Source organism: Streptomyces albicerus (genome assembly GCF_008905045.1).
GTDB classification, from domain to species: Bacteria; Actinomycetota; Actinomycetes; order Streptomycetales; family Streptomycetaceae; genus Streptomyces; species Streptomyces albicerus.
In genome coordinates, this window is sequence record NZ_VWMY01000009.1 from 119226 (window position 1) to 137292 (window position 18067).

The 18067-nt window shown below is 71.0% G+C and carries 17 protein-coding genes; 8 read left to right on the top strand and 9 right to left on the bottom strand.

Features of this window, described 5'->3' with window-relative positions; genetic code table 11:
* Nucleotides 1-234: 234 nt before the first annotated feature.
* A complete protein-coding gene (locus tag GAS53_RS09805) occupies nucleotides 235-531 on the bottom strand; it encodes a chorismate mutase (RefSeq protein ID WP_151477076.1) in 297 nt (98 codons plus the stop codon).
* Between the two features lie 466 nt (nucleotides 532-997).
* Here GAS53_RS09805 and guaA point away from each other — a divergent pair, with 466 nt between their 5' ends.
* The gene (guaA, locus tag GAS53_RS09810; RefSeq protein WP_151477077.1) at nucleotides 998-2572 is read left to right on the top strand and encodes a glutamine-hydrolyzing GMP synthase; all 1575 of its coding nucleotides are present in this window, start codon (nucleotides 998-1000) and stop codon (nucleotides 2570-2572) included.
* A gap of 13 nt (nucleotides 2573-2585) precedes the next feature.
* Here the strand turns inward: guaA and GAS53_RS09815 are convergent, their stop codons facing one another.
* The gene (locus GAS53_RS09815) at nucleotides 2586-3059 is read right to left on the bottom strand and encodes a pyridoxamine 5'-phosphate oxidase family protein (protein ID WP_151477078.1); all 474 of its coding nucleotides are present in this window, start codon (nucleotides 3057-3059) and stop codon (nucleotides 2586-2588) included.
* Between the two features lie 56 nt (nucleotides 3060-3115).
* The gene (locus GAS53_RS09820; protein WP_151477079.1) at nucleotides 3116-3664 is read right to left on the bottom strand and encodes a hypothetical protein; all 549 of its coding nucleotides are present in this window, start codon (nucleotides 3662-3664) and stop codon (nucleotides 3116-3118) included.
* A 251-nt stretch (nucleotides 3665-3915) separates the two neighbouring features.
* On the opposite strand from GAS53_RS09820, the gene GAS53_RS09825 reads away from it, so the two are divergent.
* Nucleotides 3916-4710 (top strand): class II aldolase/adducin family protein, encoded by a 795-nt coding sequence (locus GAS53_RS09825; RefSeq protein WP_151477080.1) that lies wholly within the window; start codon nucleotides 3916-3918, stop codon nucleotides 4708-4710.
* 74 nt (nucleotides 4711-4784) lie between these two features.
* Here the strand turns inward: GAS53_RS09825 and GAS53_RS09830 are convergent, their stop codons facing one another.
* Nucleotides 4785-5693: a DUF4429 domain-containing protein gene (locus GAS53_RS09830; protein ID WP_151477081.1), complete on the bottom strand. Its 909-nt coding sequence runs from the start codon at nucleotides 5691-5693 to the stop codon at nucleotides 4785-4787.
* A gap of 282 nt (nucleotides 5694-5975) precedes the next feature.
* Between GAS53_RS09830 and GAS53_RS09835 the strand changes: the two genes are divergently transcribed.
* Nucleotides 5976-7277, top strand: a complete 1302-nt coding sequence (locus GAS53_RS09835; RefSeq protein ID WP_151477082.1) for a hypothetical protein — start codon at nucleotides 5976-5978, stop codon at nucleotides 7275-7277.
* A gap of 266 nt (nucleotides 7278-7543) precedes the next feature.
* Entirely contained in the window at nucleotides 7544-8074 is a 531-nt protein-coding gene (locus tag GAS53_RS09840; RefSeq protein WP_151477083.1) for a DoxX family protein, read from the top strand.
* A gap of 275 nt (nucleotides 8075-8349) precedes the next feature.
* Here the strand turns inward: GAS53_RS09840 and GAS53_RS09850 are convergent, their stop codons facing one another.
* Together GAS53_RS09850 and GAS53_RS09855 are read right to left on the bottom strand one after the other, a co-directional pair.
* Entirely contained in the window at nucleotides 8350-8592 is a 243-nt protein-coding gene (locus GAS53_RS09850) for a hypothetical protein (RefSeq protein ID WP_151477085.1), read from the bottom strand.
* Entirely contained in the window at nucleotides 8579-10039 is a 1461-nt protein-coding gene (locus GAS53_RS09855; RefSeq protein ID WP_151477086.1) for a PspC domain-containing protein, read from the bottom strand. Before GAS53_RS09855 ends, GAS53_RS09850 begins: the two co-directional genes overlap by 14 nt.
* Before the next feature lie 211 nt (nucleotides 10040-10250).
* On the opposite strand from GAS53_RS09855, the gene GAS53_RS09860 reads away from it, so the two are divergent.
* A complete protein-coding gene (locus GAS53_RS09860) occupies nucleotides 10251-11534 on the top strand; it encodes an ATP-binding protein (protein ID WP_151477087.1) in 1284 nt (427 codons plus the stop codon).
* Entirely contained in the window at nucleotides 11531-12367 is an 837-nt protein-coding gene (locus tag GAS53_RS09865) for a LuxR C-terminal-related transcriptional regulator (protein ID WP_151477088.1), read from the top strand. Before GAS53_RS09860 ends, GAS53_RS09865 begins: the two co-directional genes overlap by 4 nt.
* 2 nt (nucleotides 12368-12369) lie before the next feature.
* Here GAS53_RS09865 and GAS53_RS09870 read toward each other — a convergent pair whose 3' ends face one another.
* On the bottom strand, nucleotides 12370-13281 hold the full coding sequence (locus tag GAS53_RS09870) for an L-histidine N(alpha)-methyltransferase (RefSeq protein WP_151477089.1): 912 nt from the start codon (nucleotides 13279-13281) through the stop codon (nucleotides 12370-12372).
* Nucleotides 13282-13310: 29 nt separating this feature from the next.
* On the opposite strand from GAS53_RS09870, the gene pdxR reads away from it, so the two are divergent.
* On the top strand, nucleotides 13311-14951 hold the full coding sequence (pdxR, locus tag GAS53_RS09875) for a MocR-like pyridoxine biosynthesis transcription factor PdxR (RefSeq protein ID WP_151477090.1): 1641 nt from the start codon (nucleotides 13311-13313) through the stop codon (nucleotides 14949-14951).
* On the opposite strand, the gene GAS53_RS55055 is transcribed toward pdxR, so the two are convergent.
* Nucleotides 14948-15754, bottom strand: coding sequence for a hypothetical protein (locus GAS53_RS55055; protein ID WP_192583046.1), 807 nt, complete (start codon nucleotides 15752-15754; stop codon nucleotides 14948-14950). The genes pdxR and GAS53_RS55055 overlap by 4 nt on opposite strands.
* Nucleotides 15755-16004: 250 nt before the next feature.
* Complete coding sequence (locus tag GAS53_RS09885; RefSeq protein ID WP_151477091.1) at nucleotides 16005-17066, bottom strand: C40 family peptidase; 1062 nt, start codon at nucleotides 17064-17066, stop codon at nucleotides 16005-16007.
* Nucleotides 17067-17628: 562 nt separating this feature from the next.
* On the opposite strand from GAS53_RS09885, the gene GAS53_RS09890 reads away from it, so the two are divergent.
* Nucleotides 17629-17982, top strand: coding sequence for a hypothetical protein (locus GAS53_RS09890; protein ID WP_151477092.1), 354 nt, complete (start codon nucleotides 17629-17631; stop codon nucleotides 17980-17982).
* The last annotated feature ends 85 nt before the right edge of the window (nucleotides 17983-18067 follow it).

An 18067-nucleotide genomic window follows, 5' to 3' on the forward strand; every position in this document is an offset into this window, starting at 1 on the left:
CGTACGCCTCATCGTTCCAGCGGAGCCACGCGTGGTTCTTCGGGCCCGCCCCTGGCTGGCACGGACATCGGGACCAACGAAGCCCGTCGAGAGCCGGTCACGCGCCGTACGGGTGAGAGGGAATGCGCACGTGCGTGCACCGGACGTCCGTCGCACGCGGCTGTCGTATACGGCTGTCGTACGTGCGGGGTGTCGTACGCGGATCCCGTCGTCCGCCGCGGATCCCGGAGGTCCTCAGATGCGGCCCCGGCACAGTTCCAGCAGCGTCATCGCGAGCGAGGTGCCCGGCTTGCCCAGAGCGTCCCTGTAGTGACCGAGGATCTCCATCTCGCGCGACAGGTTCACCCGGCGGCCGCCGGAGCCGATCCGGGCCTCCTGGACGACCGCCGAGACGGCCATCCGTTCCTGGACCAGACCGATGATCCGGTCGTCGAGCGCGTCGATGCGCTCGCGGGCACCGGTGATCACGCCGGCGGCCTCTTCGGTGCGGGCGCCGGTCTTGTCCGCGGTGCCGGTGGCGGCTGTGCTCATCTCGGGGGCTCCTCTTCGAGTGGGGTGCCCCGGAGCGGCAAGGTCCGGAAACGCAGGCGCCCCGGGCCTTGTCGGCCCGGGGCGCCTGGTAAGTCGCTTGTCAGTTGCTCAAGCAGCACGACCATGGCAGCCGGTGGGCCGGTTGCCATAGGTAAAGACGAAGGTCTGGTGCGTGAGCATGGCAGCAGTATGCCTGGGCGGGGGGAGGTGTCCAACTCGGTTCGGATACTGAGACGGGCTTTTCTCGCCCCCGCCGCCCCTACCCGTCCCATCCCTGGGGCTGCGCCCCCAGACCCCCGCTGAAATTCAGCCCCTCCGGCGTTTGAGGAGCGGGGTCTGGGGCGGAGCCCCAGAAGGATGGGACGGGTAGGGGCGGCGGGGGCGAAAACCGCCGTGGGCGCCCCCCTCCGGCCCCCCGGTAGACTCGGCAGCACAACACCCCTAGCTCACCGCCGGAAGGCAAACCGTGCCAGAAGCGTCCCCCGTCGCCCCCGACACCGTCCTGGTCGTCGACTTCGGTGCGCAGTACGCCCAGCTCATCGCCCGCCGAGTCCGCGAGGCCCGGGTCTACAGCGAGATCGTGCCGAGCACCATGCCGGTCGCGGAGATGCTCGCCAAGAACCCGGCGGCGATCATCCTCTCCGGCGGCCCCTCGTCGGTGTACGCGGAGGGCGCGCCCCGCCTGGACCGCGAGATCTTCGAGGCCGGCGTCCCCCTCTTCGGTATGTGCTACGGCTTCCAGCTGATGGCGACCACCCTCGGCGGCACGGTCGACAACACGGGCGCCCGCGAGTACGGCCGTACGCCGCTGCACGTCTCCAAGTCCGGCTCCACCCTGTTCGAGGGCACCCCGGACGAGCAGTCGGTGTGGATGTCCCACGGCGACGCGTGCAGCGCGGCCCCCGAGGGCTTCACGGTCACGGCGTCCACGGACGTCGTCCCGGTCGCGGCCTTCGAGAACGACGAGAAGAAGCTGTACGGGGTCCAGTACCACCCCGAGGTCATGCACTCCACGCACGGCCAGCAGGTGCTCGAACACTTCCTGTACCGGGGCGCGGGCCTGACCCCGTCCTGGACCACCGGCAACGTCATCGACGAGCAGGTGGCGCTCATCCGCGAGCAGGTCGGCGACAAGCGCGCCATCTGCGGTCTCTCCGGCGGTGTGGACTCCGCGGTCGCCGCGGCCCTCGTGCAGAAGGCCATCGGCTCGCAGCTGACCTGCGTGTACGTCGACCACGGTCTGATGCGCAAGGGCGAGACCGAGCAGGTCGAGAAGGACTTCGTGGCCGCGACCGGCGTACAGCTGAAGGTCGTGGACGCGGAGGAGCGGTTCCTCACGGCTCTCAAGGGCGTCTCGGACCCCGAGGAGAAGCGGAAGATCATCGGCCGCGAGTTCATCCGGGTCTTCGAGCAGGCCCAGGTGGAGATCATCGCGGACGAGGGCCCCGAGGTGGCCTTCCTGGTCCAGGGCACGCTCTACCCCGACGTGGTCGAGTCCGGTGGCGGTACGGGCACGGCCAACATCAAGTCCCATCACAATGTGGGCGGCCTCCCCGAGGACCTCGAGTTCGAGCTCATCGAGCCGCTGCGCAAGCTCTTCAAGGACGAGGTCCGGATGGTCGGCCAGGAGCTGGGCCTGCCGGACGAGATCGTCCAGCGCCAGCCCTTCCCCGGTCCCGGCCTCGGTATCCGCATCGTCGGCGAGGTGACCAAGGAGCGCCTGGATCTGCTCCGCGAGGCCGACGCGATCGCCCGCGAGGAGCTGACCGCGGCCGGCCTCGACCGCGACATCTGGCAGTGCCCGGTCGTGCTGCTCGCGGACGTCAGGTCCGTCGGCGTCCAGGGCGACGGCCGCACGTACGGCCACCCGATCGTGCTGAGGCCCGTCTCCTCCGAGGACGCGATGACCGCCGACTGGTCGCGCCTCCCGTACGACGTCCTGGCCAGGATCTCGACCCGGATCACGAACGAGGTCGCGGACGTCAACCGGGTCGTCCTGGACGTGACGTCGAAGCCGCCGGGCACCATCGAGTGGGAGTAGTACCGAAGCACTACTAGGTCCGTTTGAGCGTGCGCACCGGCTCTCCGGGCTTCCAGACCTGGACGACCAGATACTTGTCGTCCTCGACGTAGGTCCGTACGACCTCCGTCAGCTCGGTGCGGAAGAGGTGGAACGACTCCGGCGGTTCCACCTCTTCGGCGTACCGGGCCCGCTCGGCCGCGTCGTGGACCTCGACGGCCCGGCCCGCGATCCGTACGTCGCCGCCCGCCATGTCCGTGCCGGAACCCGGATTCGCCTGCAGCGCGAAACGGGGGTCCCGGATCAGGTCGAGGGCCTTGAGGGAGTTCGGCATCATGCCGAGCCACAACTCGCCGTTCAGGAAGCGGACTTCGAGCCCGGAGGTGCGGGGCGACCCGTCCTTGCGGAGGGTCGCCACGATGTGGTGCGTGAAGGCCGTGAACCGTTCCTCGACCGTCTTGGCGAGGTCCGGTTCGGCGGTGGTGAACGCTGCCCAGTTCGACGTCATACGACGAGTGTCGCGCCGATACCGGACACCTTCTGTCGTCTTGAGGCGGTGGCGTTTCAGATCAGTCCGGCCGCCCGTAGTCGTTTCGCGAGCCGGTCCTTCCGTACCACCTCCAGGCGCAGGAAGACCGCGAACACCGCGGCCATCGTGGCGCTCGCGGCGAGTGAGGCCCTCCAGCCCGCGGGGATCAGCAGCAGCGCCATGAGGGCCGCGCTGGCGGTCATGAAGACGGCCTTGCGGCGCCAGTCGAGGTCGTCGGCCAGCGCGTCGAACTCGATACGGGCCTTGATCAGCCCGACCGCGGGCGCCACGTCCGGCAGCGGCTTGAGCGTGCCGGGGCGCATGCCGGGGGCGCGGCCCGCCGCGAGCCGGCTGAGGGCCGCCGTGCTGCGCTCGCGGGCCTCGGGGCGGGGGTCGCGCACCAGGCGGACCTGGAGTGTCTGGCCGATCCTGCTCGTCTCCTCGTACCGGAATCCGTACTGCACGGCGATATAGGTGAGCGCGGCCAGTCGGCGTGGGGATCCGCCGAGGTCGTCGAGGACGACCACGTCGCGCGTGGCGATCTGTCTGAGCATGCCCGTGATCAGGCGCTCGGTTCTCTTCATGGGCGGGTGGGTGGTGCGGGCGCGGGGCGTGGTCCGCGCGAAATGAGGGGGTGGCGGCGCACGGGGGGTCCTCCAGGGGACGTCGGTGCAAGTGACCCGACCGGTTAGTTGGCTCCAGACAGGCAGACCAGCGACCCTGTACAACGGTTGTGCACTCTCTTCACGAACATCTCTGTTCTCCTGCGCTGACCGACGGTAACTTCCCGCCCGTAAACCCGTAAAGGAGTCCGTACCTCAGGGCTGGAGGACATATGCACGGGCCCACGCCGCCCCTGCCCCTTCCCACCGAGCAACTGCGGTTCGCCATGCCGCCCATGCACGAGTCGCTCGACGACGAGCGGCGGCACCGCAAGGAACGCCTGGCCGGCGCGCTGCGGCTGTTCGGGCGGCTCGGTTTCGAGGACGGGGTCTCCGGCCACATCACCGCGCGCGACCCCGAGTACAGCAACTGCTTCTGGGTCAATCCGTTCGGGATGCCGTTCAAGCACGTCACCGTCAGTGACCTGGTCATGGCGAACGAGGACGGGCAGGTGATCGAGGGCCGCTACCACGTGAACCAGGCGGCGTTCACCGTGCACGCCCAGGTGCACGCCGCCCGGCCGGACGTCGTCGCGGTCGCCCACTGCCACTCGGTGCACGGGCGCGCGCTGTCCGCCCTCGGCGATCTGCTCGACCCGATCACGCAGGAGAGCTGTGCGTTCTACGAGGATCACGCGCTGTACGACGCGTACTCGGGTGTCGCCGTGGACGCCGAGGAGGGGCGGCGGATCGCCTCCGCGCTCGGCAGCTGCAAGGCGCTCGTGCTGCGCAACCACGGCCTGCTGACCGTCGGCGACTCGGTGGACGCGGCGGCCTGGTGGTTCCTGTCGATGGAGCGGTCGAGCCAGGTGCAGCTGACCGCGTGTGCGGCGGGGCGTCCTGTACTGATCGACCACAAGCAGGCGGTGGCCACGCGGGAGCAGCTCGGCGGGGATCTGGTGGCGTGGATCAACTACCAGCCGTTGTGGCAGGACATCAGCCGCAGTGAGCCGGACCTGTTGTCCTGACGTGTCCTACTGGAAGTCGCCCTGACGTGCCGTACTGGAACCTGACGTGTCGTACTAGAACCTGACGTGTCGCACTAGAAGTCGCGGAGTACGGCCGCTTTCGTCGCCGCGAACTCCTCGTCCGTGAGTACGCCGTCGCGGTGCAGTTCGCCCAACTCCCGCAGGCGGCGCAGGAGTACGTCGTGATTGTCCTCCGGGGGCGGCTGCGCCGGTACGGAGTCCTGGGGTGCGGCCGTGAGGCGTGGCGGGTCGCCCGGGGTGTAGTCGCCGGTGCGGGTGGACGGGTGCGGGAGGCGGGCCATGACCGCGGTGGCGACGAGGGCCGTGAGCAGGTCGCGGCGGGCGCTGCCCCACAGGTCGAGGGCGAACGGGTCCTTCTCCGGCGGCAGCTTGGAGAACACCGAGTCACGGGTCACGAAGCGCAGGAAACCGTCCTCGTAGCCGGAGTTGGGCAGCCACTCCACCTGCACGAGATCCGGCAGTTCGATGATGCGCGGGCCCGTCGCGCGCTTCACCCGGTCCGAGGTGTCGCTCCAGTCGATACGGACCTGGGCGCCGTCGAACGACACCGTGCCGTCGCTGGAACGCACCGAGACCGGGACGGGCGGGCCGGGGAGGAGGTAGGTCTTGGCCGGCTCCTTGGGGATCTGTTCGAGGAGGAGGGCGCGGCGGATCTCCTCCGCGACGTACTCGGCGACGCCCGAGCGGTCGATGTCCACCGTCAGCCGGTACGGGTCGGCCGCGTCGGGCAGCCGGCCGCCGGTCGCCTGGAGCAGCGGATCGGCGCCCTCGCGGAGCCTCAGGCGCAGGCGGCCGCGCTTGCGTTCGGGTTCGTAGACGACGCCCGCGACCGCTTCGAGGGGCACGGCGATCTCTCCGTACGTCTGCCGGAACAGCGGCACGGAGCGGTGGAGTCCCGGGGTGATCCGGACCGTGCCGCCGTCGAAGGCCCAGGTCCCGTCGCGCTGGATGATCTCGGCCATACGGAAATTCTCGCAGCCGGGTCAACACGGGGGTGGCGGGTTCACCCTCGCTGACCAGACCTGGCGGACGCGGGAGGTGTGGGGTACGGCACAATGCGCTGTCGTCGCAAGGCAGTTTGTGCGGCTGCGCAGGTGTGCGGTGGGTGGTTGTGCGGTCGGTGAATGTGCGGTCGGTGGTTGTGCGGCTGTCCCGTCCGCGGTGGCGGCGTACGAGTGTGGCGTTATCGGTTTGGCGTGCGGTCAGTGATGGTTCGACGGAGCGGTGCGGAAGGCGGCAACGGCGTGGCGGTGCAGGAGACTGGACAGGGCGCGGGGCGTGACGCCGGGCGCGGCGCCGGTCGGGGTGCGCACGAGGGTGGTTGCACCTGCGGGGACTGTCCGCAGGGGGCGCGTGAGGGGCATCGGCGCGCCGTTGCCGCATTTCTCTCCAAGCGGGACGAGTTGGCGTCCGGGCGGGGGCTGCCCGCCGCCCTGGCGCACTCGGCCGGGGCCTCGCGGCAGTGGGTGTCGGACGAGCTGACGCAGTCCGCGGACCTCGTCGCCGAGCGCGGGCGGGCCGAGGGCGAGGTCTGGCTGGGCCACGTCTGGCAGCGAACCGTCCAAGTCGTGTGGGGCCTGGTGGGCTGCCTGCTGGTGGTACAGGCGCTCACCGCGATCGGAGCCGGCTGGACGTCAGCGCGGACCGCGGGGCTGCTCGCGGCGGTGGTCGTGGGCGGGCTGCTGACCGGAGCCTCGTGGTTCCACCGGGCGCGGGGAGGGGTGCTGGCGCCGGTCATCGGCGAGGACAACCGGATGTCCACCTCCCGTGTGGTGGCGGCCGGTTGGGTGCTGTTCGTCGTCTACGCGGTGCTGGTGCTGGCGGGCCGGCTCGCCGGGGCTTCCTCCCATGCCGAGCGGGACTCCTTGATCGCCGGGCTCGAACTCGCCCGGGGAGCCGGGGTCGTGACCGTGCTCGCCGTGGTGTGCGGGATCGCTGTGCTGGTGCGGCGGGTGGTGGGGCTGCGGGTTCTCGGGCAGCGGTTGCAGAAGGTGCGGGCCGACCGGCCCCGGGCCGCGGATCTGCTGACCGACGACGCCGGGCGGGGGAGCTTCGCGGACACGCAGTACGTGGTGGTGGGTGCCGTCGCCTTGGTGTTCGCGGCGGTGCGGCTGGCCCGGCGGCCCGAGCAGCTGCCGGATCTGCCGTGGGGCCTTGCGGTGATGGTGCTGGTGTCGGCCGCCACGTATGTCGCCGGGAAGTATGCGGAGGGTGGGCGGCCGGTGATTCTGTCGGTCGTGCGGGCGCGGGAGGCCGGGGATCTGGACGCGCCCATTCGGACCGGGGACGACATCGAGATCCGCGGGGCCGGGTTCGTTCCGCCGGGCGCGCAGAGCGCGGATCGGTTGTCGCGGATGGTCGTGCGGATCGGGGCGGTGCATGTGCATGTGCCGTTGGTTCCGGTGCCCGGGGGCTTCAGCAACCCGTCCGACGCTGTGCTCACCGTGCCGGTGCCTGCGGATGTGGAGCCCGGGCGGGTGGAGGTGCAGGTGGTCACCGCGGCGGGGGTGGAGACGAATCGGGTGGGGATCGATGTGACGGAGTGACGAGGATCCGCCGGTTTTCGGTGCGTCGCGTGCGGTGCGTCGTGTGCGGTGCGTCGTGTGCGGGGCGTCGGTGAGCCACCCGGCCGGACCTCTCTTCGATGGAACTGTGTGCACAAATGGAACCCCTGTGTTTTCAGGGGTCCAAAAGGGATGTTCGGGGGGACGTGGTGAAAATTTGTCCGTCTTCTCTTGAGCGGGAGCTCGCAGTCGTACGTATCGTCTGTTGAGGGGTGAACCGTTCGGCGGCTGAGAGGTGGCGGAGGGCGATGGCTCACGGCATGCGGATGGACACGCACTCCGGGTACATGGACGACGGCGGCCGGGACTGGCGGGACGCCGCGACGCGGTACGCCCTGCTGCCGCTGCGCGTCTTCCTCGGCGTCACCTTCATCTATGCGGGGCTGGACAAACTCACCGACAGCGCGTTCATGTCAGAAGCCGGGTCCGGTTCCATCGGCGACATGATGCGTACGGTGCGTGACTCGTCGGCCATTCCGGCGCTCGTCGACCTGTCGCTGAAGAATCCCGTCGGCTTCGGTTACGCCATCGCCTTCGGTGAGCTCGCGGTGGGTATCGGCACGCTGATCGGTCTCCTTGCCCGTCTCGCCGCGTTCGGCGGGGCCATGATCTCCCTCAGCCTCTGGCTGACGGTGAGCTGGGCCTCCGACCCGTACTACTACGGCAACGACCTCCCCTACCTGATGGCCTGGCTGCCCCTCGTGCTCGCCGGTGCGTCGGTGTTCTCCGTGGACGCCATGCTGCGGTCGCGGCGGAGGCGCCGGGCGGGCGCCTACTGAGCGCTCCGCCGGAACGCTCCGCTGGAAGTGCGGTGCTTCGTCTGCGGGTCCGACGTGGCTGGTCGCTCCCCCACTCTCGGCTTCGCTCGAGCGGGGGGGGGGACCCCCATCGCGGCGGAGCCGCAAATGTCACAGCCCCGCGCCCCTTCGGGGCGCTGACGAACCGCACCGGACTTCACCGGACCCGCTCACTGCCCCGTAAGGGGCGCGAGGCTGTGTCAATTTGCGGCTCCGCCGCGTGGGCGCGACCAGCCCCCCACCGGCCCGCGGGTTCATCACCGTTCTTCCAGCGGAGCGCTCAGCGCTTCCCGGTTGGGGAGTGCGCGGCGGTGGCGGCGTATGCCGTGGGCCAGGGTGCCCGCCACGGCCGCCAGGCACAGGCCTCCGGTGACGAGGGGGATCACCACGAACCACGGTGTGTCCCAGAGGCCGCCCGCGTCGCCGGCGTAGATGACGCCCGTGAGGGTGAGAAAGAAGCCCGCGATGAGTCGGCCGGGCTGGAATTCATGACGCAGCACGGGTCACCTCCGCCTGTCCGATGCCGACTTCGAGGGTGAGGTCGAGCGTGCCGCCGTCCTTGGCCTTGTCCGTGGGGGCGAGTGTCAGCTGCTTGTGCTTGCCCGGGGCCACGTCCACGTCCTGCTTGTCGTCGCCCGGCAACTGGATGTCGCCGACGCCCACTTCGATGACCAGCCTCACGGTCGCGTCCTTGGGCACGACGACCTTGAGCTGGCCCATGCCCACCTCGGCGTTCGTCGTCACGGTCTGGCCCTTGCCGAGGTCAATCCGGCTGAGGTCGAGGGTGCCGACGCCGGTGCCGAGGTCGTACTGCTCCTGTACGGCGGCCACCGTGGCGGGTGTCCAGTCCGTACGCACCCAGTGTGTGCTGATGTCCTTCGGCAGTGCCGCCGAGCAGGCCAGCAGGCCCGCCGTGATGATCGCGAGGAAGACCGACCCCGCTCCCGTACGCCCCAGGAAGGCGCTGACCGCTATGCCCACGCCGAGCACGGCGAGCGCGCAGGCCAGGCCGGTCTGCAGGCTGGTGCCGAGTGCGTGGTCGTCCCAGGTCAGGCCGATACCGAGCGTGCAGGCGACGAGGGCGAGCAGGAAGACCCAGCCGCCGATCCAGCGGGGGCCGCGAGGCTTGGGTTCGCGCGCCCGTATGTCCCTGCCGTGGCCGCCGCCCTGCGCGATGGTGATCGCCGCCGCGATGTCACGGTCCCGTGCGTCCTTGGGGCCCCACAGATAGCCCGTGCCGCCCACATAGGTGCCGTCCTTGACGATGGGCTCGCGCCACCAGGAGGGGAAGGCGGTGGGGACGGGCGGTGCCTGCGCCTCCGGCGGCGCGTCGGCGACGGCCTGCGCGGCGAGCGGGTCGGGGTCGTGGCCACCGCGCTGCCGTGACCAGTACCCGGCGCCGGCGAGGAGCAGCGCGAGCGTCGCCGCGAAGGTGAGCACGCCGCTGTTGCTCAGCATGGAGAGGAACACACCGCAGCCGACCAGGGCGAACAGCACGCCCGCCAGCGCCTGGCCGTCCACGCGGCCGGTGAGGAGCTTGCGCACCTCGTTCTCCTCTTCGTCGTCGTATGCGACGAAGAGCCAGGCGAAGCCGTAGAAGATGAGGCCGATGCCGCCGGTCGCCGAGAGCACGGCGAGCACGATCCGGAAGATCACCGGGTCCATGTCGCACTGCCGCCCGAGCCCCGCGCACACACCGCCCAGCATCTTGTGCCGCCGGTCGCGCCGGAACCTGCGCGGGACCTCGGGCACGAGCTGGTCCGCCGGCGTGGCCGGATCGCCCTGCGTGCGCTGCTCCCCGGGCGTGCGCGGCTCCTCACCCGCGACCGCCGGGCCGTCCGCCGCGGGCACCGTGTCCCGCGGCTCGGCGCCCGCCCCCGGGCTCCCGCTCCGGCCCGGGCCGGAGCCGGGGCCCGGCCCCGCCGCGGCGTGCTGCTGTTCTGTCATACGTCCATGGTGACGGCCGCGACGCCCCGACGGCAGTCGTGACGACCCTGGCCGAACCCTGAAATCGACCCCGGGACAGACCCTCATGCCGTGTTCTTGCCGGTCGCCTGGTCTCTCCACGGCTCCCCGGGCAACCCGGATTCGAAGATCAGGGGAGTCTCGGGGGTCGACCCTGATGCCTGAGGGCTTGCGGCGTGTGAACATCGATGGCATGCCGGAAGCCGCAGCTCTGCCCATCGAGGACCCGCGGCCGCCGCGCAAGCTCTACCGCAGCAGTGACGGACGCTGGCTCGGGGGCGTGGCGCGGGGGCTCGCCGGACATCTCGGGCTGCCCGTGATCTGGGTGCGGCTGGTCTTCGTGGGCCTGTTCATGGCGGAAGGAATGGGCGCGCTGCTGTATGCCGCGTTCTGGTTCTTCGTGCCGCTCGGCGTCGGTGGTGTGGGCGCCGCACGGCCCTCCGCCCTCGCCACCGAGACCGCTCCCGACGGCCGCCGCAGACTCGTCGCCCGCAAGCCCGACAAGGGCCAGATCGTCGCACTGCTCGCCATGGTCGTGGTGGCCATGGTCTTCGTCGGCAATGTGAACTTGAGCGGAGGGGCCAAGGCCTACCTCTGGCCCACCGTCCTCGTCGGCGCGGGTGTGGCCCTGGTCTGGCGCCAGGCGGACAACGCGCGACGGGCCCGCTGGATGGAGGTCGGCCGCCGCAAGCGCACGATCACCCTGCTCCGCTCCGCGGCCGGCGTCCTGCTCGTCGCCGCGGGCGTCTCCGGGATATTCGTCCTGCAGGGCTCCGCCGCCCACCTCGGCTCGGTCCTCCAGGCCGCGCTCGCGGTCCTCGTCGGCATAGCGCTGCTCGCCGGCCCGTATCTCGTCCGCATGACCCAGGACCTCTCCGAGGAGCGCCTGATGCGCATCCGCGCCCAGGAGCGGGCCGAGGTCGCCGCGCACGTCCACGACTCGGTGCTGCACACCCTGACCCTGATACAGCGCAACGCGGAGAACGCGAGCGAGGTACGACGCCTCGCCCGCGCCCAGGAGCGCGACCTGCGCAACTGGCTCTACAAGCCCGAGGGCACCGGCAAGGACGAGGACGACGAGCCCGACACGCTCGCCGAGGCCGTGAAGCGCAACGCCGCCGAGGTGGAGGACAAGCACGGCGTCCCCATAGAGGTCGTGGTCGTCGGCGACTGCCCGCTCGACGACAGAATCGGTGCCCAGATGCAGGCCGCGAGGGAAGCGATGGTGAACGCGGCCAAGTACGGTGGCGAGGGCGGCGCGGTGCAGGTCTTCGCCGAGGTCGAGGGGAGGACCGTCTTCGTGTCGGTCCGGGACCGCGGTCCGGGATTCGACCTGGACTCGATACCCGTCGACCGCATGGGCGTCAGAGAATCGATCATCGGCCGCATGGAGCGCAACGGCGGTACGGCCCGGCTTCGAGCGGTGCCGGACGGCGGCACGGAGGTCGAGCTGGAGATGGAGAGGGCGGAGACATGAGCGACGCGAACGAACCGACCGGGGCGGTCGAGCCGAATGCCGGCGCGACCGACGCGGGCACGGCCGACGGCCCTGCCGCGCCGACCGGTTCGGCCGGAGCCGACGCGCCGTCACAGGCCGCCGCGACCGACGACCCTGCGGGCACGGCCGACTCGGCGGGCACGGGGCCCGGGCGGCACGTGCGTGTGGTCCTCGTCGACGACCACCGCATGTTCCGTACGGGAGTCCAGGCGGAGATCGGGCAGACCGAGCGGACCGGAGTCGAGGTGGTCGGAGAGGCCGCGGACGTCGACCAGGCGGTCACGGTCATCACGGCGACACGACCCGAGGTCGTCCTCCTCGACGTGCACCTTCCGGGCGGCGGCGGGGTCGAAGTCCTGCGCCGCTGCTCACCGTTGATGGCCGACGCCGAACAGCCCGTACGCTTCCTGGCGCTGTCCGTGTCCGACGCCGCCGAGGACGTCATCGGCGTGATCCGCGGCGGCGCCCGGGGATACGTGACGAAGACGATCACCGGCACGGACCTCGTGGACTCGATCTTCCGCGTCCAGGACGGCGACGCGGTCTTCTCGCCCCGCCTGGCCGGCTTCGTCCTCGACGCCTTCGCCTCCACCGACGCCCCGCCCGTCGACGAGGACCTCGACCGCCTCACCCAGCGCGAGCGCGAGGTTCTCCGCCTCATCGCCCGCGGCTACGCGTACAAGGAGATCGCCAAACAGCTGTTCATCTCGGTGAAGACGGTCGAGTCCCATGTCTCGGCGGTGCTGCGGAAGCTGCAGCTGTCGAACCGTCACGAGCTGACCCGGTGGGCCACGGCCCGACGGCTGGTCTGACGTCAGGGATTCACGGCCACGGCCTTGAAGAACGTGTAGTGGAACGTGCCGTCCGGCTCCGCCGTGCGGCGCAGGTCCGCGAGGCCGTGGTCCCAGTCCGTGGGGGTCATGAGGCCCGCTGCCAGGGCGTCCTCCCGTACGGACTCGATCATGGCGATGAAGGTGTTGCGGGTGAAGCCCTCGACCAGGGCGGGGCGGGAGCGGTCGGCGTAGACCGGGCGGGGGCGCACCTCGACGCGCTCGTAGCCGGCGGCGGTGAGGAGCGGGTGGAGTTGGCGGCCCAGCAGGGCGTTTCCGCCTGCCGCGTGCTGGAGCTGGACCTGGCAGTCGATGGCGGCGTGGGCGTACGCGCTGTCGGGGTGGAAGAACGTCGAGCCGTGGTCGCCCTCGATGACCGTGAGGGTGCCGCCGGGGCGCAGGACGCGACGCAGGGCGGCGAGGGCCTCCTGCGGGCTGGGCAGGTGCTCCAGGACGAAGCAGACGAAGACGTGGTCGAACTCGGCGTCCTTGACGGGGAGTTCGAAGAGGTCGGCCTGATGCCAGGTGACCTGGGCGTCGGGGGACTGGGCCGTTACGCGGGCGCGGGCCTGGGCGAGCGAGGCGGCCGAGATGTCCACCGCCGTGAAGTGGGCCTGAGGGCTTGCCGCGACCAGGTGGACCGTCTGGGCGCCCACTCCGCAGCCGACCTCCAGGACCTTGCTGCCCGCGGGATACGCCGTGCCGGTGTGGAGGATTTCCGCGAGGGTGTCGGCCTGGTCGCCGAGGCGGCGGGATTCGTGGGGGGAGTAGCCGTGGACGTAGAGGTGGTCGAGCAGGGGCGCGTCGAGCGGGGGCGCGTCGGTAGACGCGGTGCCGATAGATGCGGTGCCAGTGGGTGTGGTGCCGATAGATGTGGTGCCGGCAGATGTGGTCATGACCGTGAGCCTCGTCCGAGAATGGTCCGATGGACAGGTCCAAAGAGGGTGCTGTTGAGGGGGCCATAGGCGGGGGCTCGGGTTCGGCCGTCTCCGGTTCCGACTTTCTTCAACTCGACGTGAGTGAGGCGCCGTTCGGCGGGCTGGCCGAATGGCTTGCGGGGCAGCTCCGGCTGGCCGTCTCCGACGGGCGGTTGTCGATCGGCAGTCGGCTTCCGGCGACTCGGGTGCTCGCCGCGGAGTTGCGGGTCTCGCGCGGGGTGGTGACCGAGGCGTATCGGCGACTCTCGGAGGAAGGGCAGGTGGAGGGGAGGGGGAGAGGCGGGACGGTGGTTGTGGCGGGGCCGGGAACGGGTGCGGGCAGGGGGTCGGTTACCGGGGCTCGTACCGTCGCCTCGCGCCAACTCCCGTACTCCACCTCCACCCATCCCTTCGACGCACCACCCGGCGATGACATCTTCGACCTGATCCGGGCCGCACCCGCGCGGATCGATCTGTCGCCCGGGGTGCCGGATCTCGCGGCGTTTCCGCGGGCGGCCTGGCTGCGGGCCGAGCGGGCAGTGTTCGGGGAGTTGGCGGCGGGTGGGTTCGGGTACGGGGATCCGCGCGGGACCGAGGAGTTGCGGCGGGCCGTCGCGCGGTGGCTGGGGCGGTACCGGGGGATCAGGGTCGACGCCGGTGACGTACTGATCGTCGCCGGGACCGCGCAGGCGCTCGCCCTGATCGGGCGGGTGCTGCGGGAGGACGGGCTCGAGGAGATCGCCGTGGAGGACCCGGGGTCGCTCGGGGTCCGGCAGCATCTGGAGAACCAGGGGTTGCGGACTCCGCCCGTGGCGGTCGACGGCGAGGGTGTCCTCGTATCCGAACTGCGGGGCCACCGAGCCGTGTTGCTGACTCCGGCGCATCAGTTTCCGACCGGGGTGGTGCTCGGGGGCGCGCGGCGCCGGGAGTTGATGCGGTGGGCCGGGGACGGCGGGCTGGTGGTCGAGGACGACTACGACGCCGAGCACCGTTACGACCGGGCGCCCGTGCCCGCGTTGCGGTCGATGCTGCCCGAGCGGGTCATTTATGCCGGGAGCGTGTCCAAACTGCTGGCCCCGGCGCTGCGTATGGGATGGGTGGTGGCGCCGGAGCCGTACCGGGAGGCGCTGGTCGCCGCGAAACGGTTCGCCGACCTCGGCAACGCGGCGCTGCCTCAACTCGTACTGGCCCGGCTGATGGAGTCGGGGGAGCTCGAGCGGCATCTGCGGCTGCTGCGGCGGCGTCATCGGCGCAGGCGGGACGCGATGATCGGAGCGATACGGGCGTGTCTGCCGGGGGCGGTGGTGCACGGAGCCGCGGCCGGGCTGCATCTGCTGATCACGTTCGGTGGAGGCGGTGGAGGCAGTGGAGGTGGCGGAGGCGAAGAGGGCGTCGGAGACGATGCGAGCGGCGACGGCGGTGCGAGCGGCGGCCAGGTGAGCGGCAGGGCGTCGGGGGACTTCACCGATACCGACCTCGCCGCGGCAGCGCTGGCCCGCGGGGCCAAGGCGCACCCGCTCTCCTGGCACCGCCGGAGGCCGGGCGGCCCGCCGGGTCTGCTGCTCGGTTACGCGGCGTCTCCCGTGAGCGCCATCGAAGAGGGCATCGCGGTCCTGGGCGAGGCGCTGCGTGAGGTGCGGGGGTTCTAGTCGGCCTCCGCCTCTGCCTGCGTCTCTGCCTTTGCCCCTGCTTCCGCTCCTGCCTCGGCTTCTGCCTTCGCCTCTGTCTCCGCAGCCGCTGCGCCTGCCTCAGCCGGAGCCTCAGCCTCACCCGGAGCCGGAGCCGGAGCCGGAGCCGGAGCCGGAGCCGGAGTCGGTCGCGCAGCCGGTGCCCGGGGCCTCAACACCCGCACGGCCCACCGGTAATGCCGTACGGCCTTCACCACCCCGATCAGGCCCGTCAGCCAGAGAATCAGCCCGATCCCCATGACCAGCACCACATCGCTGTACGTTTCCCGTCCGGGCTTCGCCTCCGCCGTACCCGCGAACGACGTCCACAGCCCGAACGCGCAGATGCCCAGCGAGGAGAGCAGCCAGAAGAGGCTGAGGCCGGGGGAGCGCAGACGGACGTCGGTAGCCGGATGGCTGTCCAACCGCAGCCAGGCGTCGAGAAGTTGGCTGATATGGCGGTCGCGGCGGACGGCGCGGACGACGGCGACGACGGACGGCGCGAGCGCGGCCAGGCCGAGGATCGCGAAGACCGGCCCGAGGATGAACCCGGTGGGATCCCGTTGCTCGAGCTGCTGCAACGGCAGTACCAGCAGCGCCCACCCGATGATCGCCGCGACCGCCAGCAGCCACAGCAGCAGCACCCGGTGCACTCCGAGGCTCCGTCTGCGCAGCTCCTCCAACGCCCGGCCCCGGTCGGCCAGCAGCGCCGACCGGTCCGGCCAGGCGCGCATGTGCGGGGGCGGCGGATGAGGCGGAGGATGCGGCCACATGGGGCGGGACATCGAAACCTTCTCAAGGGCGGGGGGCGAGGCGACGGCGAACGAAGCGGAACCGATCGGCACCGACCGGCACCGCACAGCACGGCACGGCGAACAGCGCCGCGCCGACGCTACCGCGCCCACGTGCTCATGCCACCCACACCGAGGCCCGACCGAAGGCGGAACGGCTTGAACTCCCCCGTTCACGCCCGTTAACGCCCGTAACGGGCGTTCATGCTCGGTCGCGCTCGGTCACCTCTGGCCCAATGCCCACTCACGCCACGCGCGCAGCCCCCGCGAACGGCATCTCGTCGATCGGCGCCACCCGCACCGGTGCCGACGGATTGGGCGCGTGAATCATCTGTCCGTTGCCCACGTACAGCCCCACATGGCTGATGCCCGAGTAGAAGAACACCAGGTCACCTGGCTGGAGTTCGGACTGCGAGACCCGCTGACCCGCGTTGATCTGCGCGTACGTCGTGCGAGGCAGTTCGATCCCCGCAGCCCGGTACGCGGCCTGCATCAGCCCCGAGCAGTCGAAGGCGTCGGGACCGGTGGCACCCCACACATACGGGCTGCCGAGTTTCTCGTACGCGTACGAGATCGCCGCCCCGGCACGGGAGTTGGAGGCAGCCGTGGACGGGCCCGCGCCCAGGTCGCGCGGGGCATAAGCGGAACGTGAGGCGCGTGCGGTGTCGGCGTCGTCCGCACCGATGCGCGCCCGGTCCTCGTCCGACAGCCGCGACAGCAGCTCCCGCGCCTCGCCCAGCTTCCCGGTGACTGTCTTCTTGTGCCGCTTCAGGTCAGCCTGCCGCGCCTTGAGCGAGGTGAGTTCGACGTGCGCTGCCCCGCGCAACTGCTCGATCTCGCGCAGCTGTCTGCGCACGCGCGACACCGTCGAGGACTGCCTGCTGCCGGCCCGCTCGGCGAACGCGGCCCCGTCCAGGTACTGATCGGGGTCCGAGGAGAGCATCAGCCGCAGCGCGGGGTCCATCCCGCCGTCCCGGTACTGCGCGGCGGCCAGCGAACCGAGCGTGTCCCGCTCGGAGTTGAGCCGTTCCGTCTTGCGCGCGGCCTCGTCCTGCAGGGTGCCGAGGCGACCCTCTGCCTTGTCCGCCCTCTCTTTCGCCCCGTTGTACTTCTCGGTGGCGACCTCCGCCTCCCGGTACAACTTGTCGACCTTCGCCTTCACCTGATCCGGTGTCAGCTCCGGCGCGGCGTTCCCCGTCCCGTCGAACCCGGTCGCGCTCGCCGCGCCCGCGAGCGCGATGGTGAAGGCGGTGCGGGCCGAACTGCCGCCGAGTGAGCGCTGTCTGGGCTTGCGGTGCGCTGCCACGTGCGATCCACGTCCTTCCGTACGGCCGCCGTGACCGTTGGTACGTCCGCGGCGGCGACCCTCAGGGGCCGGTTACGCGTCCGGCGGCGGCCCGCACAGGGGGAGCGGGCCGCCGCCGGACCTTCCTCGGCGGTGGTGTCCGACGGCCGCCCCTGGCCCGGGCGGCGGTGGGGAGCCGGTCACCTGGGGAAGGACGCTAAACCTGTGACCGCGGCGGTGGTGACGGCATGTACGGAACTGGTGGGACTCGGGCACGAGCTGACCGGATGCGACCGTGATCGGGGCCCGGCGCCGCCGACTTGGCGTGGTGGGGTGACCGATGCGGGGGTTGTGGGGGAGCGGGGAGCGAGGCGGTGCTATGGGCTCCGTCGGAGTCCGGGGACGGGCGTCACCCGGCGTGTGGAGCTGAGGATGCGTTCCGGGCAGTGTGGGGCTGAGGGCCCTCGCCCACCGGAGCCGCCGCGCGTTCCGGGCCGGCGTGTGGGCTGAGGATGTGCCCCGGACCGTGTGGGACTGGGGCGGTGCCGGGCGGTATACGGGCGTCCGGTTAGGGTCCGGGCTCATGGACGTACTCATTCATGTCTTCGTCGCCCTGCACATCATCGGCATCGCCGCCCTCCTGGGCGGCTTCCTCACCCAGCTGAAGGCCATGGGCGACGGCACGGCCCGCTTCACCCCCGCCATGCTCCACGGCGCACTGACCATGCTGGTCACCGGCGCGGTCCTGGTCGGCCTCAACCAGGCCGACGACCAGACCGTCAACAACGTCAAGATCGGCGTGAAACTGGCACTGCTGATCGTGATCCTCGGGCTCGTCTACGTGAAGCGCGACGAGGAGAAGGTGGAGAAGGGGCTGTTCGGAGCGGTGGGCGGCCTCACCACGGCGAACATCTTCATCGCGATGCTCTGGACCTGACCGGAACCTGACCGGAAGAGTGCTTCACCGGAAGCGTGCTCCGGACCTGGCCGGAACCAGGAGTGGGGGCACGCGCGCGCGTGCC

Excerpts from the sequence above, each read along its gene's own strand:
- GAS53_RS09805 (WP_151477076.1), bottom strand. The coding sequence starts at position 531 with ATGAGCACAGCCGCCACCGGCACCGCGGACAAGACCGGCGCCCGCACC.
- GAS53_RS09815 (WP_151477078.1), bottom strand. The coding sequence starts at position 3,059 with ATGACGTCGAACTGGGCAGCGTTCACCACCGCCGAACCGGACCTCGCC.
- GAS53_RS09820 (WP_151477079.1), bottom strand. The coding sequence starts at position 3,664 with ATGAAGAGAACCGAGCGCCTGATCACGGGCATGCTCAGACAGATCGCC.
- GAS53_RS09825 (WP_151477080.1), top strand. The coding sequence starts at position 3,916 with ATGCACGGGCCCACGCCGCCCCTGCCCCTTCCCACCGAGCAACTGCGG.
- GAS53_RS09830 (WP_151477081.1), bottom strand. The coding sequence starts at position 5,693 with ATGGCCGAGATCATCCAGCGCGACGGGACCTGGGCCTTCGACGGCGGC.
- GAS53_RS09840 (WP_151477083.1), top strand. The coding sequence starts at position 7,544 with ATGGCTCACGGCATGCGGATGGACACGCACTCCGGGTACATGGACGAC.
- GAS53_RS09855 (WP_151477086.1), bottom strand. The coding sequence starts at position 10,039 with ATGACAGAACAGCAGCACGCCGCGGCGGGGCCGGGCCCCGGCTCCGGC.
- GAS53_RS09860 (WP_151477087.1), top strand. The coding sequence starts at position 10,251 with ATGCCGGAAGCCGCAGCTCTGCCCATCGAGGACCCGCGGCCGCCGCGC.
- GAS53_RS09865 (WP_151477088.1), top strand. The coding sequence starts at position 11,531 with ATGAGCGACGCGAACGAACCGACCGGGGCGGTCGAGCCGAATGCCGGC.
- GAS53_RS09870 (WP_151477089.1), bottom strand. The coding sequence starts at position 13,281 with ATGACCACATCTGCCGGCACCACATCTATCGGCACCACACCCACTGGC.
- pdxR (WP_151477090.1), top strand. The coding sequence starts at position 13,311 with ATGGACAGGTCCAAAGAGGGTGCTGTTGAGGGGGCCATAGGCGGGGGC.
- GAS53_RS55055 (WP_192583046.1), bottom strand. The coding sequence starts at position 15,754 with ATGTCCCGCCCCATGTGGCCGCATCCTCCGCCTCATCCGCCGCCCCCG.
- GAS53_RS09890 (WP_151477092.1), top strand. The coding sequence starts at position 17,629 with ATGGACGTACTCATTCATGTCTTCGTCGCCCTGCACATCATCGGCATC.